This is a genomic window from Pantoea sp. Cy-640 (genome assembly GCF_011752635.1).
Taxonomy (GTDB): domain Bacteria; phylum Pseudomonadota; class Gammaproteobacteria; order Enterobacterales; family Enterobacteriaceae; genus Pantoea; species Pantoea dispersa.
This window is the reverse complement of the sequence record NZ_VWXB01000002.1, coordinates 634,761-660,873: the sequence shown is the minus strand read 5'-3', so window position 1 is coordinate 660,873 and position 26,113 is coordinate 634,761. Positions and strand designations below refer to the sequence as shown.

Annotated in this window: 25 protein-coding genes; 13 read left to right on the top strand and 12 right to left on the bottom strand. The window is 57.9% G+C overall.

All coding sequences use genetic code 11. The features are described from left to right. Position 1 precedes the first annotated feature (1 nt). Both fetB and fetA read right to left on the bottom strand, forming a co-directional pair. Entirely contained in the window at positions 2-763 is a 762-nt protein-coding gene (gene fetB / locus F3J36_RS08660) for an iron export ABC transporter permease subunit FetB (RefSeq protein WP_166719460.1), read from the bottom strand. Further along, positions 750-1,418, bottom strand: coding sequence for an iron ABC transporter ATP-binding protein FetA (gene fetA, locus F3J36_RS08655; RefSeq protein ID WP_166719459.1), 669 nt, complete (start codon positions 1,416-1,418; stop codon positions 750-752). Before fetA ends, fetB begins: the two co-directional genes overlap by 14 nt. A gap of 160 nt (positions 1,419-1,578) precedes the next feature. Here fetA and F3J36_RS08650 point away from each other — a divergent pair, with 160 nt between their 5' ends. Continuing rightward, entirely contained in the window at positions 1,579-2,478 is a 900-nt protein-coding gene (locus F3J36_RS08650) for a nickel/cobalt transporter (RefSeq protein WP_166719507.1), read from the top strand. A gap of 100 nt (positions 2,479-2,578) precedes the next feature. On the opposite strand, the gene fhuE is transcribed toward F3J36_RS08650, so the two are convergent. Then, positions 2,579-4,777: a ferric-rhodotorulic acid/ferric-coprogen receptor FhuE gene (fhuE, locus tag F3J36_RS08645; protein ID WP_166719458.1), complete on the bottom strand. Its 2,199-nt coding sequence runs from the start codon at positions 4,775-4,777 to the stop codon at positions 2,579-2,581. A 713-nt stretch (positions 4,778-5,490) separates the two neighbouring features. Between fhuE and F3J36_RS08640 the strand changes: the two genes are divergently transcribed. Continuing rightward, entirely contained in the window at positions 5,491-5,892 is a 402-nt protein-coding gene (locus tag F3J36_RS08640) for an H-NS family nucleoid-associated regulatory protein (protein WP_021509031.1), read from the top strand. A 169-nt stretch (positions 5,893-6,061) separates the two neighbouring features. On the opposite strand, the gene F3J36_RS08635 is transcribed toward F3J36_RS08640, so the two are convergent. From F3J36_RS08635 to F3J36_RS08625, 3 genes are read right to left on the bottom strand one after another with little or no spacing between them, the layout of a single operon-like run. Further along, positions 6,062-7,261 carry an aminotransferase class I/II-fold pyridoxal phosphate-dependent enzyme gene (locus F3J36_RS08635; RefSeq protein WP_166719457.1) on the bottom strand — a complete coding sequence of 400 codons (1,200 nt, stop codon included), beginning with the start codon at positions 7,259-7,261 and terminating at the stop codon, positions 6,062-6,064. A 16-nt stretch (positions 7,262-7,277) separates the two neighbouring features. Then, positions 7,278-8,576, bottom strand: a complete 1,299-nt coding sequence (locus tag F3J36_RS08630; protein ID WP_058770255.1) for an LLM class flavin-dependent oxidoreductase — start codon at positions 8,574-8,576, stop codon at positions 7,278-7,280. Between the two features lie 34 nt (positions 8,577-8,610). Next, complete coding sequence (locus tag F3J36_RS08625) at positions 8,611-9,681, bottom strand: iron-containing alcohol dehydrogenase family protein (protein WP_166719456.1); 1,071 nt, start codon at positions 9,679-9,681, stop codon at positions 8,611-8,613. Between the two features lie 252 nt (positions 9,682-9,933). On the opposite strand from F3J36_RS08625, the gene F3J36_RS08620 reads away from it, so the two are divergent. The 9 genes from F3J36_RS08620 (at position 9,934) to F3J36_RS08580 (ending at position 17,288) form a co-directional block, all read left to right on the top strand. Beyond that, entirely contained in the window at positions 9,934-10,479 is a 546-nt protein-coding gene (locus F3J36_RS08620; protein ID WP_088517326.1) for a GNAT family N-acetyltransferase, read from the top strand. Then, complete coding sequence (locus tag F3J36_RS08615; RefSeq protein WP_141495917.1) at positions 10,476-11,627, top strand: amidohydrolase; 1,152 nt, start codon at positions 10,476-10,478, stop codon at positions 11,625-11,627. Before F3J36_RS08620 ends, F3J36_RS08615 begins: the two co-directional genes overlap by 4 nt. Further along, positions 11,624-12,940 carry an MmgE/PrpD family protein gene (locus F3J36_RS08610; RefSeq protein ID WP_166719455.1) on the top strand — a complete coding sequence of 439 codons (1,317 nt, stop codon included), beginning with the start codon at positions 11,624-11,626 and terminating at the stop codon, positions 12,938-12,940. Before F3J36_RS08615 ends, F3J36_RS08610 begins: the two co-directional genes overlap by 4 nt. A gap of 40 nt (positions 12,941-12,980) precedes the next feature. Beyond that, positions 12,981-13,685 (top strand): YafY family protein, encoded by a 705-nt coding sequence (locus F3J36_RS08605; protein WP_166719454.1) that lies wholly within the window; start codon positions 12,981-12,983, stop codon positions 13,683-13,685. Between the two features lie 117 nt (positions 13,686-13,802). Further along, the gene (locus tag F3J36_RS08600) at positions 13,803-14,045 is read left to right on the top strand and encodes a ParD-like family protein (protein ID WP_071813632.1); all 243 of its coding nucleotides are present in this window, start codon (positions 13,803-13,805) and stop codon (positions 14,043-14,045) included. Next, on the top strand, positions 14,008-14,349 hold the full coding sequence (locus F3J36_RS08595; RefSeq protein ID WP_021313439.1) for a type II toxin-antitoxin system RelE/ParE family toxin: 342 nt from the start codon (positions 14,008-14,010) through the stop codon (positions 14,347-14,349). Before F3J36_RS08600 ends, F3J36_RS08595 begins: the two co-directional genes overlap by 38 nt. A gap of 72 nt (positions 14,350-14,421) precedes the next feature. Continuing rightward, the gene (locus tag F3J36_RS08590) at positions 14,422-14,805 is read left to right on the top strand and encodes a VOC family protein (RefSeq protein ID WP_058759086.1); all 384 of its coding nucleotides are present in this window, start codon (positions 14,422-14,424) and stop codon (positions 14,803-14,805) included. Positions 14,806-15,304: 499 nt separating this feature from the next. After that, positions 15,305-16,459, top strand: coding sequence for an MFS transporter (locus tag F3J36_RS08585; protein WP_166719453.1), 1,155 nt, complete (start codon positions 15,305-15,307; stop codon positions 16,457-16,459). A 34-nt stretch (positions 16,460-16,493) separates the two neighbouring features. Next, on the top strand, positions 16,494-17,288 hold the full coding sequence (locus F3J36_RS08580; protein WP_166719452.1) for a hypothetical protein: 795 nt from the start codon (positions 16,494-16,496) through the stop codon (positions 17,286-17,288). A 125-nt stretch (positions 17,289-17,413) separates the two neighbouring features. Here the strand turns inward: F3J36_RS08580 and F3J36_RS08575 are convergent, their stop codons facing one another. The 5 genes from F3J36_RS08575 to F3J36_RS08555 form a co-directional block, all read right to left on the bottom strand. Continuing rightward, the gene (locus F3J36_RS08575; RefSeq protein ID WP_021509020.1) at positions 17,414-18,121 is read right to left on the bottom strand and encodes a cysteine hydrolase family protein; all 708 of its coding nucleotides are present in this window, start codon (positions 18,119-18,121) and stop codon (positions 17,414-17,416) included. Further along, a complete protein-coding gene (locus F3J36_RS08570) occupies positions 18,114-19,424 on the bottom strand; it encodes a cytosine permease (protein WP_021509019.1) in 1,311 nt (436 codons plus the stop codon). Before F3J36_RS08570 ends, F3J36_RS08575 begins: the two co-directional genes overlap by 8 nt. Continuing rightward, a complete protein-coding gene (locus F3J36_RS08565; protein ID WP_059012488.1) occupies positions 19,417-20,865 on the bottom strand; it encodes an amidase in 1,449 nt (482 codons plus the stop codon). Before F3J36_RS08565 ends, F3J36_RS08570 begins: the two co-directional genes overlap by 8 nt. A gap of 253 nt (positions 20,866-21,118) precedes the next feature. After that, the gene (gene leuE, locus F3J36_RS08560) at positions 21,119-21,757 is read right to left on the bottom strand and encodes a leucine efflux protein LeuE (RefSeq protein WP_166719451.1); all 639 of its coding nucleotides are present in this window, start codon (positions 21,755-21,757) and stop codon (positions 21,119-21,121) included. A 201-nt stretch (positions 21,758-21,958) separates the two neighbouring features. Next, on the bottom strand, positions 21,959-22,840 hold the full coding sequence (locus tag F3J36_RS08555) for a LysR family transcriptional regulator (protein WP_166719450.1): 882 nt from the start codon (positions 22,838-22,840) through the stop codon (positions 21,959-21,961). Between the two features lie 123 nt (positions 22,841-22,963). Between F3J36_RS08555 and F3J36_RS08550 the strand changes: the two genes are divergently transcribed. Next, entirely contained in the window at positions 22,964-23,818 is an 855-nt protein-coding gene (locus F3J36_RS08550; RefSeq protein ID WP_166719449.1) for a Vmh family MBL fold metallo-hydrolase, read from the top strand. A 48-nt stretch (positions 23,819-23,866) separates the two neighbouring features. Here F3J36_RS08550 and F3J36_RS08545 read toward each other — a convergent pair whose 3' ends face one another. Beyond that, positions 23,867-24,847: an alpha/beta hydrolase gene (locus tag F3J36_RS08545; protein ID WP_369974302.1), complete on the bottom strand. Its 981-nt coding sequence runs from the start codon at positions 24,845-24,847 to the stop codon at positions 23,867-23,869. Between the two features lie 342 nt (positions 24,848-25,189). Between F3J36_RS08545 and yddG the strand changes: the two genes are divergently transcribed. Beyond that, positions 25,190-26,104, top strand: a complete 915-nt coding sequence (gene yddG, locus F3J36_RS08540; protein WP_058775950.1) for an aromatic amino acid DMT transporter YddG — start codon at positions 25,190-25,192, stop codon at positions 26,102-26,104. The last annotated feature ends 9 nt before the right edge of the window (positions 26,105-26,113 follow it).

Below are 26,113 nucleotides of genomic sequence, written 5' to 3'. Positions count from 1 at the left end.
TCTACTGTTTGAGCTGCGCCCGCGCGGTGTAAAAGCGACGGTAGGACAGATACGCCGCGATGATGGTCGACAGGCTGGCGGTGGCAATCAGCATAAACGTCACCATAATCTGGTACTTGATGGCCTTAACCGGATCGATCCCGGCGAAAATCAACCCGGACATCATGCCTGGCAGACTTACCAGCCCCACCGTTTTCGCGCCGTCAACGGTGGGGATCATCGCGGCACGAATACTGTCACGCATCAGCCCGGCGGATGCGCGTTTGAGCGGCGCGCCCAGGCTGAGCATCTCCATGATTTTCTGCTGGTTGTCGCTAAAGCGCTGATTGAGGTTAGTGAAACACAGCCCGACCGCCACCATGGCGTTACCGGCAATCATGCCGGAAATGGGGATTACCTGCATGGGAACAAAGGCAATGGCACCGCTCAGCAGCAGCACCGTTAGTGTCAGTGCCGTACCGCTGGTAATCGCCACCAGCGCGATGATAAAACCATGATCGATCCGCCGGCTGCGTTTGCGCGCATTCAGCGCTGCATTGACGCAGATAAACAGCACCATCAGCAGCGTCAGCCAGTCATTATTGACATCGAAAATTGACTTCAGCACATAACCGACGATCACCAGCTGGATAATGGCGCGCGTGACACTCCACAGAATGTCTTTGCTCATCCCCAGCTTCTCTTTCTGGCTAATCAGCAGCGCTACCAGCACCAGCATGAGTGAAAGCAGCAGCGAGCTGTCGCTGATATTATGCTGACTCATGCTGTTCTCCCGCTGCGGGTGGGGTCAGTCGCAGAATACGCTCAGCGGCATCAATCTCCTGTACGTCATGGCTGATACGGATCACCGCCAGCCCTTTTTCCGCCACCAGCGCGGCAATCAGCTGGTTAACCCGTTGTTTATTGGGCTCGTCCAGTGCGCTGGTCACTTCGTCCAGCAACAAAATCTGTGGCAGAAACTGCAGATTGCGCAGCAAAGCCACCCGCTGCTTTTCACCGCCAGAGAGTCCGGCAACGTTTTTGTCCAGCATGTCGCCGGATAAATGCAGACTGCGCAACGCCGCGACCAGCTGCTCGCGCGACGGTTGTTGCTGACGCAGCTGCCACGGCAGCGCCAGGTTATCGTAGACCGTGTCACCAAACAGTTGCGGTGTCTGGAAACAGTAGGAGACCTGCTGGCGATAGTGTTCGACTTTCAGCGTGTGAATATCCCGCTGCTGAAACAGGATCTGGCCGCTATCGGGCTCCAGCAGTGAGGCAATAATTTTCAGCAACGTGCTTTTGCCGCTGCCGGACGGGCCGGTGAGCAACAGCGTTTCACCTGCGCACAGCTGCAGTGATACCGGCGCCAGCAAGGTGCGCCCCTGCACGGCCAGCGTGACGTCTTGTACCGCCAGCAAAGGAGAATCAGCAGACATAAAAGGCATCCGTGAGAAATTGTCGGCAGATTATAGACAGCTGCACAAGGCAGGGGAATGCGTCACGATGCGGAGAGCGGCAGCCGTTTAACCGCCGTGGCTTTACAACGCGGCAGAAATCCGCATGCTGGTGACATTCAGGACCACATTCTTCATTACTATGACCGCCACCAAAACCGGATTTCTCTGCGCGAGCGTGCTGCTGCTGAGCGCGCTGACACTGCTGTCGTTGCACTGGAGCGCGTTTCAGGCATGGGCGCTGCAAAGTCAGATTCAGCTGCACCGGCTGCTGGTTACCCATTTACTGCAAATCAATAGCGGCCAGTACAGTGCCGGACTGTGGCTGCTGGCTGTGACCTTCATTTACGGCATTCTGCACGCGGTGGGTCCCGGGCACGGTAAATTTATCGTTACCACCTGGCTGACCACCCATCAGCCCCCGCGCGGCGTGGCGCTGAGCGTGCCGCTGCTGGGCAGCCTGGTGCAGGGCCTGAGCGCGATTGCCTTTGTCTTTATTCTGGCGGTTGGTTTTAACCTGACCACCGGCGATCTCAGCCTGAGCCGCTGGTATCTGGAGAAAGCCAGCGCTGTGTTCATTGCCGGGCTGGGCGTGATGCTGCTGCTGCAAGCCTGGCGCAGGCCGCCAGCGGAGCATCATCATGATCATTGCGGCCACGCGCATGGCGTCGCGGCTGGGCACCGCAGCGACTGGAAAAGCTGGACGGGTATTATTATTGCCACCGGCGTGCGGCCGTGCAGCGGTGCGCTGACGGTGCTGCTGTTCGCCAGCGTCATCGGCATTACGCGCTGGGGTATGCTGGCGGTGATGAGTATGGCGCTCGGTACCGGCATGGCGCTGGTGGCGCTGGCACTGTTTGTGCAGCATTATCGTCAGCGCGCCGGGCAGCTGTGGCTGGCAGAACGCTCGCCGCAGGCGGCATCACTGCTGAGAGCGGTACGGATCGCCGGTGGGATATTGCTGGTGATGTTTGCGCTGGTGCTGTTTTTTACCGTGGTGCCGGTGAGTGCCAATGGGGATTATATTGCGGCGGGATGTTGAGGTGCATGGGTTGGGAGGGTGCGGTTTTCCCCTCACCCTAACCCTCTCCCGCACGCGGGAGAGGGAACGTTAAGTGCCGCTTTGGGCACGGGCTTAATGATCAGAAACGGTATTTCGCGGACAGCATAAAATTGCGCGGTTCGCCGTAGACGATGCCGGTGCTGTCGACGTTTTCATCGTACTCTTTGTCGAACAGGTTATTCAGGTTGGCCTGCAGGCTGAGGTTTTTGGTCACGTCGTAGCGCGCGAACAGATCCACCAGCGCATAGCTGCCCTGACGGGTGCGCCAGGTGCCATTGCCATCCGGGCCACTGATATCCGCGTAAGTTCTCGCCTGCCAGTTCACCCCGCCGCCCAGCGTCAGCTGGTCCAGCATCGGCAGGCGATAGCTGGTGAACAGGTTGAACGACGTGCGCGGCAGCTGTGAATTGTAGCGATCGCCGTTGGCGTCTTCCGCCACATACGAAGTCCCGCCAAAGGTCATCTGCCAGTTATCGGTCAGCGCCCCATTCACCTCAAACTCGACGCCACGACTTACCACACCCTTCTTCGCCACGTAAATGGTGTTACCGGTCTGCGCATTGGTCTGTCCGGTGCTCTGACCGACGTTATCCAGTTCGGTGCGGAAGATCGATACCGAGGTGGTCAGACGGCTGTTGAACCAGTCAGACTTCACGCCGGCTTCGTAGTTTTTGCCAATCACCGGCGAGAGATACGCGCCTGACGCATCCTGATAATCCTGCGGCTGGAACACCGAGGTGTAGCTGGCGTAGGCAGACCAGTTATCGTAGAAGTCCCAAATCACCCCACCGTACGGCGTGATGTTGTTTTTCTCCATCTCTGCCGTCAGCGTCTGGCGGTTCCAGTTGGTGTAGCGCGCCCCGACAATCAGGTGCAGCGGATCGGCCAGATTGATGCGCGTCGCGAGATATGCTGACTTCTGCCGCACCAGCTGGGTGTCGGCCGCAGGTTCACGCGGATTCCAGTCAGTTTCCGGGAAATCACCGTTGAACTGATTAAAGTTGCCCAGCTCGGCTGACGAAATGTTGGCCCAGGCGCTGTAATATTTGTTGTCCTGACGGCTGTAGTTCACCCCGACCATCAGCTCATGCTGGCGGCCCAGCAGTTCATAAGGACCGCTGGCGAAGGCATCGACCGCATCCACCTTACGTTTGCCGGTGTTGTAGCCGGTTCCGCCCACCACCGGATAGCCGGCATAACCAGAGACGCCTGCGCCAGTGGTTTTATCGAAGTAACCGTCGAGATACAGCTGCTTGCTGTCGAGGAACATCTCGTTATGCGTGCCGTTAAGGGTGATGTTCCAGCCGTTATCGAAATTCTGCTGCAGGTTAACAAAGACCTTTTTATTTTCTTTGTTGTTGTAAGCCCATTCAGGTGCGGTGTTATAGCCGCGACGGGAGTGGATCTGCGTGCCGTCGGTGTACCAGCGTGGCGCGCCGCCCCACATCGGTGAATCCGTGTTCACCTGGCTGAATTCATAACCAACGGACAGTCTGGTGGCGTCCGTCACGTCAGCGTCGACCACACCGTAGATAAACTTCTTATCGGCGCCGTAGCGTTCAATGAAGCTGTTTTTGTCTTCATAGCCGGCAACCAGGCGACCGCGCACGTTGCCTTCCGGTGACAGCGGTGCAGAAAGATCGGCGACGTAACGCTGCTTATTCCAGCTGCCATAGCCAGCTTCAAGGCTACCGGTAAACTCTTTGCTGTCGGCATGTTTACGCACCATGTTGATGGCAGCAGAAGGATTGCCCGGTCCGGTCAGCAGGCCCGTTGCGCCACGCACCACTTCGACGCGTTCGTACAGCGCGGTATCGGTCTGCGCATCACCGAGGTTCCAGCGCTGGGCAAACGCGGTCGGAATGCCGTCGGTCATGTAATTATCAATCAGAAAACCGCGCGAATAGTAATTGATGCGGTCCATATCGGCGGCCACACCGTGGATGCCGGTGGTGTTGCTCAGTACGTCGTTCAGCGACTGCAGCTGTTGATCCTGCATGCGCTGTTTGCTGACGATGGTGACCGACTGGGGAATATCACGTGCGGTCAGCGCCATTTTGGTGCCGGCCCGCGTCACCGGTACGCTGTAATCCGCTGCGGCCTGCGCCTGCTGCGCTTCTGCGCTGGCGCTAGCATCAACGGTCAGGGTGGCCTCACTGTTTTGCGTATCGGCCGCCTGAGCGACACCCGAGGCAACCAGCACTGCCAGCAGTGACAGGCGCAGCGCGCGCTGCGGCGCAACACCTGCGTCCCTGACGCGCATCTCTTTGCAAGACATAATATTCCTCAATCGGCTTATCGTTATTTTGTGGTGAGCATATGGTTAAGAAAGCAAATGAGAAATATACGCATTAAGATTAACATTGCAAGAAATTGTTACTGCCTTTCTGACGCCTTTACACTGCGAAAAAATCTTATGCTTCATGGAGTAACGGCCCTGAGACTGCTTTACAGGAAACTATCACGCCTGAAATCATCCTTAATCTGAGTCAACCGGTGCGTGACCTACGGCCTCCCCGCCTGAACGGCTGTCCCTGCATCCTGATCTGGCATCTGAACACCACGCATGTACCAGCTTCGTACCCGGTCACCGCCATTGATTTATAATTACGCTGCCGACGGGAAAGGTGTTTATAAAATTTCCTTTTCTGCGCTAAGGTTGACCAGTAACGCTTTTAATCCCTGCAGCAATCGCTGCGTTGTTTACATGACGCCATTTATTAAGCTGTAAATCGCCGTGACGTATATTGTGTGAGATGCTGTGATGTTAAATGAACGGCTTAACGCAGGTGGCTGGCAATATTAAATCAGCCGCTAACATGTTTATGCGTAATCAATGAAGAGACAAAAATCTTTACGCCCAATCAAAAACTGTACAGGTCGGGGCATATTTCCGGACAAATCTGTCGGCGGGTGAATATTTTCATTTGAATAAAATTGCCGTAGAATGCACGCTTTCAAATCAGTGATATCAGTAATAAGGGTTTATACATGAGCGATGCACTCAAGGCATTGAACAATCTTCGTACGCTGCGTGCTGAAGCACGTAATATTGAGGTTGCGGTATTAAACGAAATGCTGGAGAAGTTTGCCGTGGTGGTCGCCGAACGCCGCGAAGAGACGGCTGCAGAGAGTGCTGCACAGCGCGAAAAAGAAGAGAAGCTGGCGTTATATAAAGAGATGCTGCGCAAAGACGGCATTACAATTAATGAACTGGCGCAATTAAACCAGGGTGAAACGAAGAGCAAAGCAAAACGTGCACCGCGTCCGGCGAAGTATAAATTTACCGACGAACAGGGTAATGAGAAATTCTGGACCGGTCAGGGTCGTACTCCCTCGCCGATAAAGTCAGCGATTGACGCTGGCGGTTCGCTGGATGATTTTCTGATTTAATCCAGTCGCCGGAAATCGGGGCGGAACCGGCTAATTGCCGCATCACCGCCCCTGTATCGCGGCACCCTAAATGCTTTCATGCAATCCTTTCAGGCAATCCTTTCAGGCAATCTTTTCATGAAGAGTACCGCGAGGTGATCAGGCTATTACGCCTTCCCACACCCGCCCGTCAGATTAACGCTGCACAGGCGCGCGCAATGCGTTTACCCGCCTCCTCAACGCTATCGATATCCGTGGCGATCGATAAACGGAAATACGGCGACAGGCCGTAAGCACTGCCCGCCACGCCGGACACACCGCTCTCCAGCAGATAATTCTGCACATCCTGTTCGTCATGCAGTACGGCGCCGTCAGGCCGGGTTTTGCCCAGCAGACCAGCACAGCGACAAAAGACAAAAAATGCGCCCTGAGGTTGCAGCACTTCAATGCCGGCCACCTGCTGCAACTGCTGCACAATGACATCGCGTCGCGCCTGATACGCGGCGCGCTGCGGGGGCAGAAAATCGAGCCCACCGTTAAAGGCCGCAACCGCCGCCGCCTGGCTGATGGCGCTGGCACCAGAACTGTTCTGCGACTGCACCACTACCATGGCATCAATCAGCGGCTGCGGCCCGGCAGCAAAACCAATGCGCCAGCCGGTCATGGCATAGGTTTTCGACACGCCTCCCACCAGCAAAATGCGTTCAGCCAGCTCCGGCGCCACCTGCAGCAGGCTAACGTGCTGACGATCGTCAAACAGGATATGTTCATACAGCTCATCCAGCATAATCAGCACATTGGGATGATCGCGCAGCACCGTCGCCAGGGCCTGCAACTCCTGTGCGCTGTACACCATGCCAGAGGGATTGCCGGGATTGTTCAGCACCAGCCAGCGGGTTTTATCAGTGATCGCCTGCGCCAGTTGCGCCGGCTGCAGCTTGTACTGCTGCTCAAGCGGACAAGGCAGCAGCACCGCCTCGCCACCGTTGAAACGCACACTGTCCGGAAAAGTTGGCCAGTATGGCGTGGGCACAATCACCTCATCGCCGTCGTTTAGCGTCGCGGCAAACGCGTTGAAGATGATTTGCTTTGCGCCGTTGGCGATACAGATTTGACCCAGCGCGTACTGCAGCTGATTCTCGCGCGCCAGTTTGGCCTGCACCGCTTTACGCAGCGCGGTGGTGCCATTGGTCGGCGTATAACGGGTTTCACCGCCATCCATCGCGGCGCTGGCGGCGGCACGGATGTGCGCGGGCGTATCAAAATCCGGCTCACCGGTGGTGAGGTCAAGAATATCCACGCCCTGCTCTTTTAGCTGGCGCGTCAGCTGACGTGCCGCCGCGTTAGCCGAGAGCGACACAGACTGTACGCGCTTCGATAGGGTGATCATGTTTCGCTCCTGTCTCTCACACTACCGGCAGGCCAAGGTTTTCACGCAGCGTGGCGAACTCGTACTCTTCGCGGAACAGACCGCGACGGCGCAGTTCCGGAATCACCAGCTCCACAAACAAATCCAGCTGCTCGGACATGATCGCCGGCATGATGTTGAAACCATCGGCGCCGCCCTCGTTGAGCCACAGCTCAAAGTCATCGGCAATATCCTGTGCGGTACCGACGATAACCCGGTGACCACGCGATCCGGCGGCTACCGCGGCCAGTTCGCGCAGCGTCAGATTTTCACGTTTCGCCATGTCGGTCATCAGTTTCACGCGGCTCTGGTTGCCTTCACCCAGCGGCACTTCCGGCACCGGACCGTCGAGCGGATACTGGCTCAGATCCATATTGAAGCGCAGCGAGAGCTGACGCAAACCGTTGTCGATATCAACCAGCGTGTTGAGCTCTTTCCACAGCGCTTTGGCCTCTTCGCGCGTGCGGCCAACAATCGGCATCACGCCAGGCATGATCACCACGTGATCCGGATTGCGTCCGGCGGCAATCACCTGATCTTTCTGCGAACGGTAGAAGCTCTGTGCTTCTTCCAGGCTGGCCGAGGCGGTGAAAATCACCTCGGCGGTCTCTGCCGCCAGCTTCTGCCCATCGCTGGAAGAACCGGCTTCGATAATCACCGGACGCCCCTGAGGTGAGCGGGTAATGTTCAGCGGGCCCTGCACCTGGAAGTGCTCGCCGACGTGGTTAATCGGCTGAATTTTGTCATCAATGAAGTACTGACCGGTCTCTTTGTTGGGCTGCACCGCCCCCGCCTGCCAGCCGTCCCACAGCTTATAGGTGACATCAAGGAATTCACGGGCGCGCGCGTAGCGCTCCGCATGATTAGGCATATCGCTGCGGCTGAAGTTACGCGCCACATCGGTAGAGAACGACGTCACCACGTTCCAGGCGGCGCGGCCGCGGCTAATGTGGTCCAGCGACGAGAAGCTGCGCGCCATGGTGAACGGGTCGCTGAAGGTGGTCGAGGCGGTCGCCGCCAGGCCAATGCGTTTGGTGTTGACCGCCAGCGCCGACAGCAGCGTTAACGGCTCCAGACGCGCCATGGTGGAAGGCAGACGATACATGCTGGTCGCCAGTGCATCACCCACGAAGAACAGATCAAACTTACCGGCTTCGGCTTTTTTCGCGATGGTGATCAGCCAGTCAATATCCGTCGGATCGCCCAGATTTTCCGTCAGCCGCCAGCCGCTCACGTGCTGTCCTACCGGTTGCACAAACAGCCCTAAACGGATGCGGCGTGAAGATGAAGTAGCCATATTTTTTCCTGGTCAATAAAAGGGTCAATAACAATTAAAAGGCGTTCTCGGTCGCCAGCAGCGCCTGCTCTAAGGCATCCGCGCTGATGCGGAACGGCAGACGTTCGGCGCTGGCCGCCGGGAATTTGATCTGTTCAGCAATGCTTCTGATGGCTGCGCGACGATCGCCGTGCAGCGGCGCTAAGGTCAGCGGCATATCATACTGTCGCAGCAGCGCCAGCAGCGCGGCGTCCGGCTCACCATCGTGCTCAATCAGCGACTGCACCAGCAGGCTGTAACCGACTTTTTCACCGTGCAGCCAGTGGTGCAGCTCCGGCTGATGGGTCAGACGGTTATGAATCGCATGGGCAAAGCCTGGCGTTGGCAGCACATCACGCACGCTGTTGGCCAGGCCGGCCAGCACAATACTGGCATCGATCACCTTCACCAGTTCCGCCGTCACCTGCTGTTGCTGGTTGGCCAGCACGGCAGCGGCACCGTGCTGGCGATAGACATCCAGCGCGCGCTGCGCGGTCATCACTTTAAGATCGAGGGCGAGATCGTGGGGGTTGTGCCGCAGATAAGGAGAGAACTCGTAGTATTTAGCCAGCGCGTCAACAATGCCCGCTTTGAGGTAACGCACATCACTTTGCGCAATCACTTCGCTGTCTACCAGTACCAGTTCAGGCATTTTGCCCAGCGGCTGGCTGCGCACGTGGCCGCCCTGCGCGTCATAAATAATCGCCACCGGCGACCAGGCGGCACAGGTCGCCGCGACGGTGGCGAAATTGACGACGGTGATTTCCGGTAACTGACTGCCGACCGCTTTAGCCGCATCCAGTACGCGCCCGCCGCCAATTGCCAGCAGTAGTTCAGCCTGCTGCTGTTGCAGATTGCTTTTCAGCGTATCAATGGCCGCGTCGGTGCATTCGCCGTGTAAATACTCGATTTCCCAGCGAATACCACAGGTTTCCAGACTTTGCGTTAATTGCGGATTAACCGCCTGCCAGGCGCGTGGAGAGGTGAAAATACGGATATGCGTAGCATAAGGTTTAATGAATTCGCCGGTGCGCGCACGCAGTCCCGGTTCGTGTGCGTAGGCACGCGGAGATTTAATCGCTAACACGTTGTCACCCTGATTAGGAAAAACGCCATAACAAAATTGTTATATTTCAGAGGATTAATGCGAAATAGTTATAGCGCTATGTATTTTATGCATACTACGGTAAATGGCGATTTGTGCAATGAAAAAGCCGCCATTTCATTTTCACAAATTTGCATTAGCTTATCCGGATTTCACATATAGCCCGTCAGCGCTTTACTGCTACTCTGAGCCTTCTTTCTTTATCGCCCGCCGGGCGGTTTTCCGGGGATAGCTATGACACTTGAGTTTCGTCAGGTCACAGAAGACGAAGTGGACACTTATCAGGCGCTGATGCATGCCGCCTATGCGCCCACGCTGGCGCTGGGGATCAAATTTGATGCGGCCACTGCTGACCGCGAGAAAACGCTGCGGCATCTGCAAAGCCACGGCGTGTACGCGCTGTATGCCCAGGGCGTGATGGTCTCCTCGGTCACCGTGCGTTATCCATGGGGCCCGTTGCCGGGTCCGTTCGGCCTGCCGCACATCGGCTGGTTTGGTGCTCACCCGGACTATGCGGGGCAGCAGTTTGGCCGCCAGGTTCAGGATCGGCTGGAGCAGGAAATTTTACGCGGCCAGTTACGCTCACCGGCAGTTTCGCTCGGTACCGCCATCAGCCATCCGTGGCTGATTGAGATGTATCGCAAGCGCGGATTTGTGCTCATGCACACCACTGATCTCGGCAAAGGCCACATCACGCAATATATGAAAAAAGTGCTGGATGAAACCGCGCACGATGCCTGGCTGACGCGCCAGGCGGCATCACAAGGAAGCCAGGCATGAGCCAACTGAATGAAACAGCGCTGGGCGAGCAGCTGATCGCCTTTCGCCACGAACTGCACCGTTTTCCGGAACTCTCTAATCAGGAGTTTGAAACCACCGCCCGCCTGCGCCAGCAGCTGGAACAGCACCAGATTCGCATCGTTGATTTGCCACTGAAAACCGGTCTGGTGGCGGAAGTCGGCCCGGCACAGGGACCGCTGATTGTGCTGCGTTCGGATATTGATGCGTTGCCGATTGAAGAGCAGTCGGACGTTGCTTTTCGCTCGGAGCGTCCCGGCGTGATGCACGCCTGCGGCCACGATTTTCACGCTTCCGCTGCACTTGGCGCGGCGATTCTGCTTAAGCAGCAGGAGGCAACGCTGCCCGGCCGCGTGCGGATTCTGTTCCAGGCCGCCGAAGAGACCGGCCAGGGCGCGCCGGATGTCATCGCTACCGGCGCGCTGCAGGAGGCGGTGGCGATTTTCGGCATTCATAACGATCCGTCGCTGCCGCCTGGCGTGGTGGGCAGCAAAGCCGGCGCGCTGACCGCGGCGGTAGATCGCTTCGATATCCGCATCACCGGCACCGGCAGCCATGCTGCCAAACCGCATCAGGGCAACGATCCGATCGTTATCGCGGCGCAGATTGTCTCCGCGGCGCAAACGCTAATTAGCCGTAACGCTCCCTCCGCTGACAACGCGGTGGTGTCGATCACCCAGCTGCACAGCGGCAGCACCTGGAACGTCATTCCGGACAGCGCCTGGCTGGAAGGCACGGTGCGCACCTTCTCTCAGTCCACGCGTGAGCGACTGGAGCAGCGCTTCCGCGAAATCGTGCTCGGCCTCGGTGCGGCTTTTGCCGCAGAGGTTGAGTTTAACTGGCACGCCGGTCCGCCTGCGGTGGTGAATGATGCGCACTGGGCGGATTTTGCTCTGCAACAGGCCACCGCCAGCGGACTTGAGGCGCGCGTGGTGGAAGCCAGCCCGATCGGCGAAGATTTTGCTTTTTATCAGCAGCAGCTGCCCGGCGCCTTTGTGATGATCGGTACTGGCGAACCTTATGCGCTGCACCATCCGGCTTTTCGTATCAATGATGCGGTGTTACTGCCCACCTCACGCTACCTCGCGCAGCTCGCCGTGGCGGCGCTGCGCAGTCTGGAGCGGGCATGAACCTGAGCCACGCGCTGGCTGAGCGCATCCTGCAAAGCCAGCCGGATGCGGCGGCACGTGATGCCGCGCGCACTGGCGTGCAGGATTTTCTGGCTGTGAGCTGGCCGGTGTTACAGCAGCAGGTCCCGGACAGCGGCTTACCGGCGCTGCATCAGGTTTATGGCGACGGCAGCGTACGCTCACAGGCGTTACTGCTGGGCTATGCCGGCCATGCGCTGGATTACGATGATTTCCATGCCGATTTTCGCGGCCATCCCAGCGTGGCGATTCTGCCTGCGCTATTTGCCTGGCAGCAGCAGCAGCCCGCCACTGCCGAAGCGTTCCTTGATGCTTATGTCATCGGCGTGGAAGTGGCTGGCCGGCTGGGACTGGCCGCCAGCCAGCAGCACTACGCGCTGGGTTATCACAACACGGCCACGCTGGGCACGCTGGCGGCGGCGGCCGCGCTGGCACGTCTGCTGCAGCTTAATGCAACCGACTGCGCCACGCTGATCGGCATCGCGGCGACCCAGGCCAGCGGACTGCGCGCTCAGTTTGGTTCGGCGGTGAAGCCGCTGCACGCCGGACTGGCGGCAGAGCGTGCAGTGATGGCGGCGCAGCTGACGCTGGCGAAATTCGATGGCCGGCATGAAGGCGTGATCGACGCGTTTCTCGCCGCCAGCAGTAACGGCGAGGCGCAGCCGCAACGGCTGGTGGAAAACTGGGGCGTGCCGTGGCGCATCAGTACCCCCGGGCTGGAGTTCAAACCCTTCCCCACCTGCGCCGGGACTCACAGCGCTGCCGAAGCGGCACGTCTGCTGCGCCGCGCCTGGCTGGCGGAAGGTCACTCGCTGGACTCGCTGCTGGAAAATATTGATGACATCACGGTCGCCTTCCCGCCGGGTGGCGATATCGCGGCGGCAGTTCGCGTGCCGGCTAACGGCATCGAAGCACGCTTTAGCCTGGAATACGTGATTGCCGCCATGCTGATGTATGACGATTTGCGGCTGGAAGATTTTGCCGAAGGTGCGCTTAATCCGGCGGTGATGCCGCTGGCGGCCAAAGTGCGTCGCACGCCGGATGCGTCCGCGCCGCCCGATGCGCTCAACCCGGCGCGGCGTTTTCATCTCGTCACGCTGACGCTGAAAGAGGGTCGTCAGCTACAGCAGCGCCGCACGCGGCAGCAGTCGCTGGCGGATGGCGTAGATGTGGCGGCCAAACTGCGTCAGGCGCTGCGCCATGAAGTGCCGGCGCGCCAGCAGCAGTTACTGGCTATCAGTGAGCTGCAAAGCACGGCGGATTTGGCTACATTAAGCCAACTGTTGCGCGCCTGAATCCTGCCGGCGCGCGTTCTTCGCTTAAGGCTGGCGTATCATGTCTAAAACTCAGCGGCTTCCCGAACTGCTGCAATTGCTGCGCTGTCATCGCTATCCGCTGACCGCGCAGCGTATCGCCGAACAGTTGCACATCAGTGTGCGCACCGTCTATCGTGACATTCTTAGTTTGCAGCAGCAGGGCGTAGAGATTGAGGGCAGCGCGGGCGTTGGTTATTTACTGAAATCCGACGGCCATTTGCCGCCGCTGATGTTTTCCCGGCAGGAGATTGATGCGCTGGTGCTCGGGCTTAACTGGGTCACCCGACACACCGACGATGAGCTTAAGTCCGCCGCGCGCCATGCGCTGGCTAAAGTCCAGGCTGTGATTCCGCCGCATCTTACGCAGAGTATCGATCACCAGTCGCTGCTGATAGCCTCCCAGGGCGAAGCGTTGTTCGAAACCCATCTGCCGCAGATTCGCCAGGCAATCCATCAGCGCAGCAAGATCAACCTGCGCTACAAAGATCTGCAGGATAACCTCTCCACGCGCACCATCTGGCCGGTGGTGATTGGCTACTTTGAACGCGTGCGCCTGCTGTGCGGCTGGTGCGAACTGCGCCAGGAGTTCCGCAATTTCCGCGTCGATCGCATTGAAGCGATCAGCGTCACCAGCGAACTCTATCCCGGCACGCGTCATCAGTTGCTGAAACGCTGGCGGGATTATCACCATTTACGTCACCCGGTGGACAGCGCGACGCGGTAGCGACATAACGTTGCTATAAGCGACAAAATGTCGCATACTTGGCCGCGTGCAGCAGTAATCGCAACTCAACATTACAACAGTCAGTCCATCACCGCTTTCATCCGCGAGGTAATATTCATGGCCACAAGTATTCGTTTAGACGATGACTTCGTGAGCGACGTAAAAATTCACGCTGAAGCCGCCAGCCGCAGCATTCCAAAGCAGATTGAGCATTGGGCGAAAATCGGTCGGATTGCTGAGGATAATCCGGACTTACCGTATAGCTTCATCGCTGAAGTATTGATCGCCCAGGCTGAAGTCGATAATCAGAAGGTTTCGCCGTATGTCCGCCGAACACCCCGATCCAAAACCACAAAATAGCATCGAGGTTTATCAAACACGCCGCTTTGAAAAAACGCTCGATAAATTGCCCGATACACAGCGTGCCATCGTCGAGGATGAGATCGACAGGATTGTTGATGCGCCTGAGATCGGTGAGCTTAAAAGAGGTGACTTAAACTTTTTACGCGTGCACAAATTTCAGCTGAATAACCGCCTGACGCTGTTGGGCTATAGCTGGGTGGAAAATAAACTGGAACTGTATCTGCTGGATATCGGACCCCATGAAAATTTCTATCAGGAACAGAAAAAGCACCGTAAAGCCGATCTGAAAATTATCAGTTAACCCATCGACTCCTGACAAAATCTGTCACAGCCTCCCCCTACTATGCAGCGGTAAACACACAAGGAGATCACCATGCTTACCGCTAACATGACCATTATTTATGTGCCCAACGTCGTGAAAAGTGCTGACTTTTATGCCGCGCTGTTCGACATCAAACCCGCAGAACTCAGCCCGACTTTTGCCATGTTTGTGTTTGAGAGCGGCTTTAAACTGGGTATCTGGTCGCAGTATACCGTTGAACCCGCGCTCTCCCTGCCCGCCAGTGCAGCGCGTAGCGAAATTGTGTTTAAAACCGCGCGCAAAGACGATGTCGATTTTCTTTATCACGAATGGGGCGTGCTGCGTGAAATCACCATTATTCAATCGCCGGTGCGCATGGACTTTGGCTACACATTTACCGCGCTGGACCCGGACGGGCACCGCCTGCGTGTCTGCTATTTACAGCTGGATGAGTAAGTGAAGAGACCTGGCGCTGACGATTGCAGGTTGTTAAATGCACTGAGCAATCATTAACTATATTTATATTCTTGATTGCCAGCTAATGACATTAACGCTGCTGCTCAGTTAAGCAACGTGCAGGTAATTCAACCTGATGGATAGCGGTGCGATTTATCGCGCAATAAGTTGTACCGCTACACAGTGCGCGAGATGCTTGTATTTTCTCTGGCTAATATCTATATATTACAGTGAATTATAATAAGATTGTCATCGTTGACTTTATTTGTCATTACCGTTTCCCTCCCACATCGCGCTTTTTTAAAGTGCCTTCCGTGGATGCAATAAATAAAATATACTGAATACAGCCACCTGAACACGCTACGTCATTTCCAGGACAAGTCTTGTTACTGTTAAATATTAATTACGTTTTTATGGGCCTCTGCACAGGCTGCAGTGTACCTGTAGCCCGACCATGGAGAAGGCCAGGCGATTAAACGCCGTACTACACCGGGATGTGATGATGAACAGTAATCTGCTTAACCTGCGCCAGCAGCGCGCGACGCGCACGCTATTTTTTATCGCCGGACTGGGCATGGCCGCCTGGGCGCCGCTTATTCCCTTCGCCAAAGCGCAACTGGCGATCAATGACGGCATGCTGGGGCTGCTGCTGTTCTGTATCGCCGCAGGCTCCATGTCAGTTATGCCCTTTACCGGCGCGCTGATTGCCCATTTTGGCTGTCGCACGCTGCTGCTGCTGTGCGGTGCCGGACTGGCCCTGGATCTGCCGCTGCTGATGCTGCTGAACTCACCGCTGCCGATGGCGGGCGCGCTGTTGCTCTTCGGCGCGATCAACGGACTGATGGATGTCAGCATGAATTATCAGGCGGTGATCGTGGAGCGCGAGGCCGGGGCCAGCAAGATGTCGGGCTTTCACGGCTTTTACAGTCTTGGCAGCATTGCTGGCGCCGGCGCGGTGAGTCTGCTGCTGTGGCTGCAGGTTGCGCCTCTGCTGGCGCTGCTGCCGCTGTGTGTGTTGATTTTATTGCTGCTGCTGATGAGCCATACCGCCCTGTTGCCCCGTCGTCGCACGGATGCAAAACCAACGCGCGGTACGCTGCGCGCCCTGACGCACCGTAACGTGGTGCTGATTGCCCTGCTGTGTTTCCTGCTGTTCCTCACCGAAGGCGCCATGCTCGACTGGTCAGCGGTGTTTATGAACAGTGAACGCGCCATGTCGATGCAGCTGGCCGGTTTCAGCTTCACGCTGTACGCCACGGCTGTCGCTACGCTGCGCCTGTTTGGCGATCGGCTGATTAATCACTATGGCAGTCGCCGCGTGCTCACCTGGGGCGGTCTCGTCGCCAGCGGGGGGCTGGCATTAGCGATTTTCTCCGTCTGGCTGTGGAGCGCCCTGCTCGGCTTCGTGCTGGTGGGTATTGGTCTGGCCAATATCGTGCCGATTTTATTCAACGCGGCGGGTAACCAGCGCAATGTCGCCGCGCATTACGCCATACCGGCCGTCACGCTGTGCGGTTACTCCGGGCTACTGCTGGGCCCGGCGCTGATTGGCTTTAGCGCCCAGCTCACGTCCCTGACCACCACGCTCAGCGCCGGCATCGTGATGTTGCTGCTGGTGACTTTCGCGGCGCGTTTCGCTCTGACAGCGAAGTAGCGTCTTTGCCCTGTCATATTCACAAGGAGTTTCTATGACAACCTCAACGCAACCGGTGTTCAGCCTGCACTATGTCGGGCTCAATCTGAAGAAAGGCGTTAATGCCGCGACCTTCGAAGCCTTTCTCAAGGCGCGCGGCACGCAAATTCCTGCTTATCCGGGCTGGCAATGGTCGCTGTTAAAAGGCCTGCGTGGCGAACGCCAGGAACAATACCTGATGCTGTATCAGGCTCCCAGCCAGGCAGAATATGACCGCTATATCACACCGGCTGGCGAACTCACGGCTGAGGCCATCGCCTTCTGGCAACAACGGCCCGAGGCGTGCGCGCTACTTGAGGAGTGGAAAAACTTTGCCACCTATGGGGAGTTACCAACGCTCTTCTCCACCTTCTCGCTGCTGGCAGAAAACCGCCACAGTTCACTGCCGCCCGGCCCGAACTTTCAGCCCGATGCTCACCCTAAGGTGGCACGCGTGGTCGGTTTTCATCATCTGGCGCTCCGCGCGGGCGTGACGGCTGCCGACTTCGATCGCTTTATGATTGAGAACGTCGCGCGCATTGATGACTATCCTGGCTGGAAGTTTCACATGCTGAAGGGCACCGGCGGTAATCGAAGTGAGCAATATGCGGTGATGCTGGTGATCGAGAGCCTCTACTCGCTCAACAGCTTCCATCCGGCGATGGACGTCTCAACCGAAAAATCGCTGACGTTTGTGAAAAACCATCAGGAGAGCGAGCGTATGTATGATGAATGGCGCACCATGGCCTCGTTCTCCGGCGCACCGCAAATGTATACCGACTATCTGACGATTGCCGGCAACGTTGGCTGAGGTTGGCCATGACCGGCGGAGGCCGGTCAGACTGCACTATCACGCCCGCGCAGGGTTGGTGTGCGGTTGTGGCTGGCCCGGCACCTCAACGCCTGGCCAGCCCGCTGTTCGCGTCCGTTGCCGGATTAGCTCACCCGCGCCGCTGCCGGGCTGTTCAGCGCGGCCAGCAGCGTTGCCGAGTCCGCCACTGCGCCAAAAATACCGCCCTGCATATGAATCATGCTGAGCGCCGCCTCATGATGCTTCAACTCCGTCGCCGCGCAGCAGTCGCTCAGCACCAGACATTCAAAGCCGCGATCGTTGGCTTCGCGCAGTGTGGTATGCACGCAAACGTCGGTGGTGATGCCGCTGATGATTAAATTGCGGATACCGCGACTGTGCAGAATCAGCTCAAGGTCGGTGGCGTAAAAAGAGCCCTTGCCGGGTTTATCAATAATCACTTCATCCGGTAGCGGCGCCAGCTCGGGAATGATTTCCCAGCCTGGCTCACCGCGCACCAGAATGCGACCACAGGGCCCAGGTGCACCAATCTCCGCCTGCATGCGCCGCGAGCGCCAGCGCTTGTTAGCCGGCAGATCGCTCAGGTCCGGACGATGGCCTTCACGGGTATGGATGATCGGGAAGCCGGATTCGCGCATGCGCGCTAACACCTGCTGCAGCGGTTTGATGGGGGCACGCGTCAGGGAGATGTCGTAACCCATAGTGTCAACATAACCGCCCTTGCCGCAAAAGTCGGTTTGCATATCAATCACCAGCAGCGCGGTGTTTTGCACCGTGCAGTTGCCGTCAAACGGCCACGGATAGGGGGTTGAATCTACGATATAATCAGGCATTGCTTTTCTCCATTACCGCCGTGCTGCTTTCCGGTTTCCATTTCACAATCAGCGTATAGCTCAGTGCCGCGGTGACCAGGCCGATAACCGCTTCACCAAACTGCGGGAATTCGAGGTGGGCCATCACCGCACACAGGCTGCCGATGGCCCAGGCGGCGAACGCGCTGCCGCGCAGGCGCCGGGTTTGACGCTGTTCGCTGATTTTTGCCATAAAGATCAGATCAACAATCATCACTGCGCCAAACGGCGGCACCACCATGCCAAGCAGGCTGAGCCATTCGAGGAACCAGGACCACACGCCGGCCAGCGCCAGCACGCCACCGATGGCCCCGAGGATCAGCGTCCACAGGCGCATTTTGCTGCTGAACAGATGGCTGAAACCGACCGCGCCGTTATACAGGCAGTGCGTGCACACCGAACCGAGGTTGATAAACACAAACAGAAAGGCAATGACGGAGAGCAGCATGCCGTGCCCCATCAGCAGCGGCAGGAAGTTACCGCCGTTGCTGAGCGGATCGACCGCCGCGCCGACGGCGACAATCACCACACCAAACAGATAGGAAATCACATTCGCCAGCGGGAACGCGGAAAACGCGGCGATCACCGCTGATTTGCCGTCCTTCGACCAGCGGGTGAAATCCGCTGTCATTGTGCCGGAATCCGCAAAGCCGGCAATCACCATGGTGACCGCCGTGCCCATGCTCATGGCGCCAGCGGCTGCCGGACTGCCCTGCCACTGGGTCAGCGTGGTGAAATCATGATCCTTGCTCACCAGCCACAGCGCAACCAGCCCCAGCACCACAAACAGCGGAGCGGCAATCATTCCCAGCACCGACAGCGCCCGCACCCCAAGAAAGGTGACGCCGGTATACAGCACCATGGCAAACGCGGTGACCGCCAGCGCATTCCAGCCAAAAGTCTGGTTGATCACCGTCCCGGTCAGGCCGGTCTGGAAGGCGTACCAGCCTATCACCACGGTAGAAAGAAAGCCGGACACCAGGATATAGCCTTTGGTGCCAAAGGTCCGCTTCGCCTGCAGCGCGAAGTTCATACCGGTATGCCCGGCGAACCAGCTGAGTGCGCCGACATAGGCAAACAGCACCAGGTTACCCAGCAAAATCGCCAGCAGTGCCGGCCAGAAGCCGAGATGCCAGGTGATAATGCCGCCGAACAGCGCATTGGTGAGGATCATCGGAAAGCCAAACCACACCGCCGACACCGAACCCGTCGAGTGGCGATGGCTAAGCGGCACCGGCTCATGCTCGAACTCCTGCTCCAGCGCAGGGGAAGATTTGTTACTCATGGAGAACTCCAATAGCAGCAGGATAGTGATGATTCCATGGTTGGATGCGCTCAAAAGCGGCACTGGCCGCCAGCACCAGGCCATCGTCCAGATGACGACCCACAATTTGCATACCGATCGGCAGTCCACTGGCCGTGAAGCCGGCAGGCACCGAGGCGGCAGGCTGACCGGTAAAATTGAACGGGAAGCAGAACGACAGCCAGTGATCGCTGCGCACCATGCGGCCATCAATGACTTCCGGGCCCTGCATGTGCAGCGCAAACGGCGGCACCGCCAGCGTCGGCGACAGCAGCAGGTCGTAGCGCTGCATAAAGCGCCACAGCTGGTTGCAGAGCTTTTTGCGCGTGGTATTGGCGTCGGTGAAATGCTCCGCGCGCCAGTCGCGCTGCAGCATGGCACTCAGGTGCGGTGACATCGCTGTTCCCAGCTGGTTCTGCATCTGGCGCATGCCGCTCAGATCGCTTTCGAACGCCACCAGCGCAGCAAAGCTGGCGCTTTCGTCAGCGATGCCGGGATCCACCTCCTCCAGTTCTGCGCCCAGCGCCGCAGCGAAACGACGTGCGGCCGCGGTGACCACGGCGCGCACTTCCGCATCGACGGCGATATAGCCAAAGTCGGCGCTGAAAGCGATGCGCAACCCCTGCAGTGGCCGATGCAGACTGGCCAGCCAGTCAACATCGCTGCATGGGATGGAGTGCCGATCGCGCATGTCCGGACCGGCCATCACTGACATCATCAGCGCGCTGTCGCGCACGCTACGCGTCATCGGACCGATATGTTCAAGGGATTCCCAGCTGGAAACGCCAGGATAACGCTCATCGCGGCAGCCCGGCCACAGCGGCACCCGCCCCATCGAGGCCTTGAGTCCATAGACACCGCAATGGGCTGCCGGGATTCGTACCGATCCCCCGCCATCACTGCCGAGCGCAATCGGACACAACCGCGCCGCCAGCGCCGCGCCGGAGCCCGCGCTCGATCCGCCCGGCGTTTTGCTCACATCCCAGGGATTACGCGGTGAGGGAAACAGGGGATTATGGCCGACACCGCTGTAGCCAAACTCCGGCGCGGTGGTCTTGCCCAGCAGGATGGCATCCGCCGCCAGCAGGCGCTCAACGGTGATGTCATCTTCTTCGGGAATAAAATCGGCGTAGGCGGCCGATCCTGACGTGGTTCGCACGCCTGCGGTACAGATCAAATCTTTAACCGCCAGCGGCACACCCGCCAGTGCGCCCAGCGGCTCGCCGCGCGCACGACGGCGGTCGATCTGCTCTGCCTGTGCCAGCGCCCGCTCCGGCGTCAGGGTACAAAACGCCTGAATCAGCGGCTCCCGCTGTTCCAGGCGATCCAGCGTCGCCTGGGTTAACTCGCGCGCGGAAACCTCGCCGTCGCGCACCCGCGCCGCCAGCTGGGTGGCATCTTCATCCAGCAGTGCATCAAACATGATCGTTCTCCGGGGTTAATTGGCTACCGGGAGGAGTGCAGTTTGCGTGCCAGAATAGTGTGGTGTGCGCGGCCGTTATGCGCCGGACCAGATGGGATACGGTCTGGGATACAAGATGGAATACTTATGGATGCGGCGGTCATACGGATGCAGGCAATGCGCACAAGCTGTGCACACCGCTGCATCATGGCGTTGCCATTTTAGGGTGCAGCCGGCGGAGGCGGCGTTGCTGCCGTGGCGTGCGTCAGAAGGGTTAGCTTTGCGCGCTGACTAACCGCACGGCGAAGCCAAAAAACAGCATGCCGGTCAGCATGTTCGCCAGCTTGACCAGGCGGGTGCGGCTGCGCAGATAGCGCACCATCACCGCGCCAGCCACCAGCAACAGGGAATAGTAGCTGAAACTGATCACCTGAATTAGCGCACCCAGGGTGGCAAACGCCGGCGCGGTATGGGTTACGCGCGGATCGATAAACTGAATGAAGAACGAAACGTAAAACAGAATCGCCTTGGGATTGGTTACGCCAAGCAGCAGCGCACGCAGGAAATAGTTTTCCTGTTTGACCGCTTCAGCCGGTTGATCGCCGCTGCGTTTGCGCAGCGCGCCGATGATAATCTTCACGCCGAGATACAGCAGGAACATGGCACCAAGATAACGCACCACCGTAAAAATATGCGGACTGGTACGGATCAGCGTCGCGACGCCCGCCCAGGCGAGGAAAATCAAAATCAAATCGCCCGCCATCACCCCGGCTATCGCCTGACAGGCCGGCTTTGCCCCACGACTCATCCCGGTGCGCAGCACATACAGGCTGTTGGGTCCGGGTAATAGAATGATCACCAGCGCGCCCGCCAGGAAAGTCCAGAGATTAATGATGCCTAAATCGTGAAACATTACGGTGCTACCCCATGCCGTTAAGCAGGTAAAAATGAGTGAAAGTGGAATCCGGCGCGCTGCTCAACTGCCGCGGCGCGGCGCATAGTAGCAGTTGTGCGGTGGATTTGTCGCTTCACGCCACGGTTCTGGTGGTCGAAACGGTGTTACGTAACACATACAGCGCGTGACAGGCACCAGTGACGTTGTCACAGTGATGATTCAGAGGTTTTGCAACTGCTGCATCACCGCATCCAGAAATACCCGTAATACCGCAGGCTGGCGTTCGCGCGACATATACAGGCCATAAATGCCTAAGGTGCGAGGTTGATAGCCGGGCAGTACGCAACGTAACTGACCGCTGGCCAGCGCAGCCTGTGCCTCCATTGCCGGCACCATGGCAACACCACAGCCGGCGATAGCGGCATCACATAACACGGATGAAATACCGGCGCTGAAATTGCCGCTCACCACCACGGAAACCGCCTCGCCTTGCGCATCGTGAAACTGCCAGCGCTGCCCGGCGAAGCGGCTGTAGTGCAGGCAATTATGTTGTGCCAGATCCGCTGGCGTCTGCGGTTCGCCCTGCTGCGTTAAATAGGCCGGCGCAGCGCAGACTACCGAGGCACATTCACCCAGCCTGCGGGCAATCGCGCCGGGCTCCGGGTCGTCGGTAATGCGAATAGCCACATCGATGCGCTCACCCACCAGGCTGACCGGCTGATTATTGATCTCCAGCTCAATACGCACCGCCGGGTAACGCGCGAGGAACGCCGGAATCATCGGTCCAAGAATGTGGGTGGCGGTTGAATGTGCACAGGCCACGCGCAACGTGCCCTGCGGTTTGCCCTCATCGCCCTGCTGTTCAATCTCGTCGGCCAGCCGGGCCAGCGCGCGTGTCTTATGCAAAATCTGCTCACCCGCCGGCGTAATGGTCAGCCGCCGTGAAGAACGGTGCAGCAGGCGTGCGCCTGCCCACTTCTCCATTTCATCAAGATAGCGACTGACCATCGGGCGCGAAATATCCAGCGCGCGCGCCGCCGCGCTCAGGCTTCCCAGCTCACAAATCCGGTTAAACACCCGCGCTGCCGTCACTCTGTCCATGCAGGCTCCATCTGATCGTTTTATGCAACTGATCATATCTGATTGCGGGAATTCTGCCAGCTGGCGATTTGCTTACAATAGCGTCTTTCAGTGACGGCACGTTGCCGTAAAAAGGAAGATGCCATGAAGATGAAATCACTTGCGCTGCTGGTCACCTTAGCCGCCGCGCCGGCTTTTGCCGCTCCGTTGCAGTTAGACGTGTATAACCCACAGGAACAGGGAATTTTTCCGGTCTCGTCGACGCTGGTCTCTGGTCCGCATGAGGCGATTCTGTTTGATGCGCAGTTCAGCCCCAAGGATGGCGAGAAGCTGGTGGAACTGATTAAAGCGCGCGGCAAGCAGTTGACCCACATCGTGATCACCTCGGGCGATCCGGATTTCTACTTCGGTCTTGAGCCGCTGGTGCGGGCGTTCCCGCAGGCCAAAATTGTCGCCTCGCCGCTGGTAGTGGAACATATCGAAGCGACCAAAGATGCCAAGCTGCAGTACTGGGGACCGCAGATGAACGGCGCTGCGCCGCACCAGCTGTATGTGCCGCAGATTACCCACCAGACGCGGTTTAGCGTCGATGGTGAGCGCATCGAGCTGCGCCACGCGGCAGAAAAATCAGCCTACGTGTGGATTCCCTCCAGTAAGGCAATACTCGGTGGCACAGTGGTGGATTCCGGCATTCACGTCTGGACCGCGGACACCCAGACCGCAGCCAGCCGCGCAGAGTGGCGTCAGGTATTGCGAGAAATGCAGCAGTTGAAGCCGCAGGTGGTGATCCCCGGCCACTATCTGGGTGCACGTCCGGCGGGCGATAAGGCGGTCACCTTTACCCTGGATTATCTGCAAAGTTTTGAGCGGGCGCTGCAACAGCACAAAGGCTCCGCGGCGGTGATTCAGGCGATGAAACAGGCATGGCCAACCTTAGCGGATGTCAGCTCGCTGGAGCTGAGCGCGAAGGTGAATACCGGTGAGATGAAGTGGAAGTGACGCGATGATAAATGAACGGGCCAGACGCCGCCGCGCCTGGCCTGAAGCTTACTGCAGATGGGTTTTCAGCTCTTCCGCCGCCTGGCGAATCGCAGTGCGGACTGCCGGCACCTCGCTCAGCGGATTGAGCAGGCCGTAGTCATGAATCAGGCCGTTATAGCGCGTCACGGTGACATCCACACCGGCGGCATCCAGTTTGCGACCAAAGGCTTCACCCTCATCACGCAGCACATCCAGTTCTGCCGTCTGAATCAGCGTTGGCGGTAAGCCCTGCAGCTGCTCTTTCGTGGCGCGCAGCGGCGAAGCGAGAATATTGTCGCGTTCGCTCTGTTTGGTGGTGTAGGCGTCCCAGAACCATTTCATCATGTTCCGCGACAGGAAATATCCGTTGGCAAACTGGTGATACGAAGCGGTATCAAAGCGCGCATCGGTTACCGGCCACAGCATGATGTCATAACGAATTGCTGGCGTTTGCTGCTGTTTAGCCTGCAGCGCGACCGCCGCCACCATGTTACCGCCGACACTGTTACCAACCAGCGCCAGGCGCTTGCCATCGACACCAATCTCGCTACCGTGTTCCGCCACCCAGCGTGTCGCCGCATAAGCCTGATTGATGGCCAGCGGATAATGCGCTTCGGGTGACGGCGTATAGTTCACAAACACGGCCGCAGCGCCAGATTCCACCACCAGATCGCGCACCAGGCGTTCGTGGGTCGGGAAATCACCGAGGATCCAGCCGCCGCCGTGGAAGAACATAAATACCGGCAGCGTACCCTGTGCGCCCTGCGGTTTTACGATATTCAGCTTAATGGGCTGGCCGTTTACCTGAATGGTTTTTTCAGTGACGTCGGCCGGCGGCAGCGTTACGCCCTTCTGCGCATCAATCAGCACCTGGCGCGCCGCCTGCGGTGACAGTTGCTCAATCGGTTTGCCGCCGCTGCTGTTCAGCGCCTGTAAAAACTGCTGCACGTGACGTTCAGGTTGTGGTGCGTCAGCAAAGCTATTTACAGACGCAGTAGCCATCGCCATGGCAAGCAGAGAGTGTTGTAATTTCATGGTGTTACTCCTTTAATATTTTTTGCGATTATATCGCACGCTATTTAAATAATAATGACTCAATGGTCGTGTTCTGAACTGAGAGTGAATTTATATAGTGCGCTATTTAATAGCAAGATATTTTTTAGTGAAGGTTTACATCACTTCTCTATTACACTGATTTTAATCAGGATATTTTTTCAACTTTTTGTCTGCAGACGGGTTCGCTTTCCGGCCAGTCACATTGGCAACCTGCAGATTCATCTTGTCTGCGTCCCCGCCAGCCGCCACACTGGCGAGCACGCCGCGATTTTTCACACATTGAGGTAACGGGTAATGCCGCAGAGTAAAGCTACCCTGACTGGTCTGCTGGCCATTCTGCTGTGGAGCACGATTGTAGGATTAATAAAAAGCGTCAGTGAAAGTTTTGGTCCGGTAACCGGTGCCGCGCTGATTTACAGTGCCAGCGCCCTGCTGTTGCTGCTCACCGTGGGTTTTCCTGACCTGCGCCAGTTTCCCCGCCGCTATTTGCTGATCGGCAGCCTGCTGTTTGTCTGCTATGAGCTCTGCCTGTCGCTGTCGCTGGGTTTTACTCATAGCGGCCATCAGGCGATTGAAGTCGGCATGGTTAATTACCTGTGGCCGGCGATGACCATCGTTTTGACGGTGATGGTTAACCGGCAAAAGACCAGCCCGTTGATTATTCCCGGGCTCCTGCTGGCCGTCGCCGGTATTTGTCGGGTACTGAGCGGCGATCGGGGATTTTCACTGGGCGAAATGATCGACAACGTAATGGATAATCCGCTCAGTTATGGTCTGGCATTTGGCGGTGCGATGATTTGGGCGGTTTATTGTGTGGTGACAAAAAATAGCGCTAAAGGCAGTAACGGCATCACGCTGTTTTTCATCTTAACTGCGCTGACGCTGTGGCTGAAATCGCTGCTATCACCGCAGCCGCCCGTGGTGTTTTCGCTGCAGGCGTGCATCAGCCTGGCGCTGGCAGCGATGGCGATGGGGCTCGGCTATGCGGCGTGGAACGTCGGCATTCTGCACGGCAATGTCACGCTGTTAGCCGCAGCCTCCTACTTTATCCCTATCATTTCGTCGCTGATAGCCGCTTTTATCCTTAACTCGAGCCTGACCTTCTCCTTCTGGCAAGGCACGGCGATGGTTTGCCTCGGTTCGCTGCTCTGCTGGTGGTCAACGCGCGGGACTGCAACGCATAAGCTGGAAAGCAACACGCTGGAATAACCGGCTGGA

Bases quoted from the DNA above. Each gene is read 5' to 3' on its own strand.
- fetB (WP_166719460.1), bottom strand. From the start codon at position 763: ATGAGTCAGCATAATATCAGCGACAGCTCGCTGCTGCTTTCACTCATG.
- fetA (WP_166719459.1), bottom strand. From the start codon at position 1,418: ATGTCTGCTGATTCTCCTTTGCTGGCGGTACAAGACGTCACGCTGGCC.
- F3J36_RS08650 (WP_166719507.1), top strand. From the start codon at position 1,579: ATGACCGCCACCAAAACCGGATTTCTCTGCGCGAGCGTGCTGCTGCTG.
- fhuE (WP_166719458.1), bottom strand. From the start codon at position 4,777: ATGTCTTGCAAAGAGATGCGCGTCAGGGACGCAGGTGTTGCGCCGCAG.
- F3J36_RS08640 (WP_021509031.1), top strand. From the start codon at position 5,491: ATGAGCGATGCACTCAAGGCATTGAACAATCTTCGTACGCTGCGTGCT.
- F3J36_RS08635 (WP_166719457.1), bottom strand. From the start codon at position 7,261: ATGATCACCCTATCGAAGCGCGTACAGTCTGTGTCGCTCTCGGCTAAC.
- F3J36_RS08630 (WP_058770255.1), bottom strand. From the start codon at position 8,576: ATGGCTACTTCATCTTCACGCCGCATCCGTTTAGGGCTGTTTGTGCAA.
- F3J36_RS08620 (WP_088517326.1), top strand. From the start codon at position 9,934: ATGACACTTGAGTTTCGTCAGGTCACAGAAGACGAAGTGGACACTTAT.
- F3J36_RS08615 (WP_141495917.1), top strand. From the start codon at position 10,476: ATGAGCCAACTGAATGAAACAGCGCTGGGCGAGCAGCTGATCGCCTTT.
- F3J36_RS08610 (WP_166719455.1), top strand. From the start codon at position 11,624: ATGAACCTGAGCCACGCGCTGGCTGAGCGCATCCTGCAAAGCCAGCCG.
- F3J36_RS08605 (WP_166719454.1), top strand. From the start codon at position 12,981: ATGTCTAAAACTCAGCGGCTTCCCGAACTGCTGCAATTGCTGCGCTGT.
- F3J36_RS08600 (WP_071813632.1), top strand. From the start codon at position 13,803: ATGGCCACAAGTATTCGTTTAGACGATGACTTCGTGAGCGACGTAAAA.
- F3J36_RS08595 (WP_021313439.1), top strand. From the start codon at position 14,008: ATGTCCGCCGAACACCCCGATCCAAAACCACAAAATAGCATCGAGGTT.
- F3J36_RS08590 (WP_058759086.1), top strand. From the start codon at position 14,422: ATGCTTACCGCTAACATGACCATTATTTATGTGCCCAACGTCGTGAAA.
- F3J36_RS08585 (WP_166719453.1), top strand. From the start codon at position 15,305: ATGATGAACAGTAATCTGCTTAACCTGCGCCAGCAGCGCGCGACGCGC.
- F3J36_RS08580 (WP_166719452.1), top strand. From the start codon at position 16,494: ATGACAACCTCAACGCAACCGGTGTTCAGCCTGCACTATGTCGGGCTC.
- F3J36_RS08575 (WP_021509020.1), bottom strand. From the start codon at position 18,121: ATGCCTGATTATATCGTAGATTCAACCCCCTATCCGTGGCCGTTTGAC.
- F3J36_RS08570 (WP_021509019.1), bottom strand. From the start codon at position 19,424: ATGAGTAACAAATCTTCCCCTGCGCTGGAGCAGGAGTTCGAGCATGAG.
- F3J36_RS08565 (WP_059012488.1), bottom strand. From the start codon at position 20,865: ATGTTTGATGCACTGCTGGATGAAGATGCCACCCAGCTGGCGGCGCGG.
- leuE (WP_166719451.1), bottom strand. From the start codon at position 21,757: ATGTTTCACGATTTAGGCATCATTAATCTCTGGACTTTCCTGGCGGGC.
- F3J36_RS08555 (WP_166719450.1), bottom strand. From the start codon at position 22,840: ATGGACAGAGTGACGGCAGCGCGGGTGTTTAACCGGATTTGTGAGCTG.
- F3J36_RS08550 (WP_166719449.1), top strand. From the start codon at position 22,964: ATGAAGATGAAATCACTTGCGCTGCTGGTCACCTTAGCCGCCGCGCCG.
- F3J36_RS08545 (WP_369974302.1), bottom strand. From the start codon at position 24,847: ATGGCGATGGCTACTGCGTCTGTAAATAGCTTTGCTGACGCACCACAA.
- yddG (WP_058775950.1), top strand. From the start codon at position 25,190: ATGCCGCAGAGTAAAGCTACCCTGACTGGTCTGCTGGCCATTCTGCTG.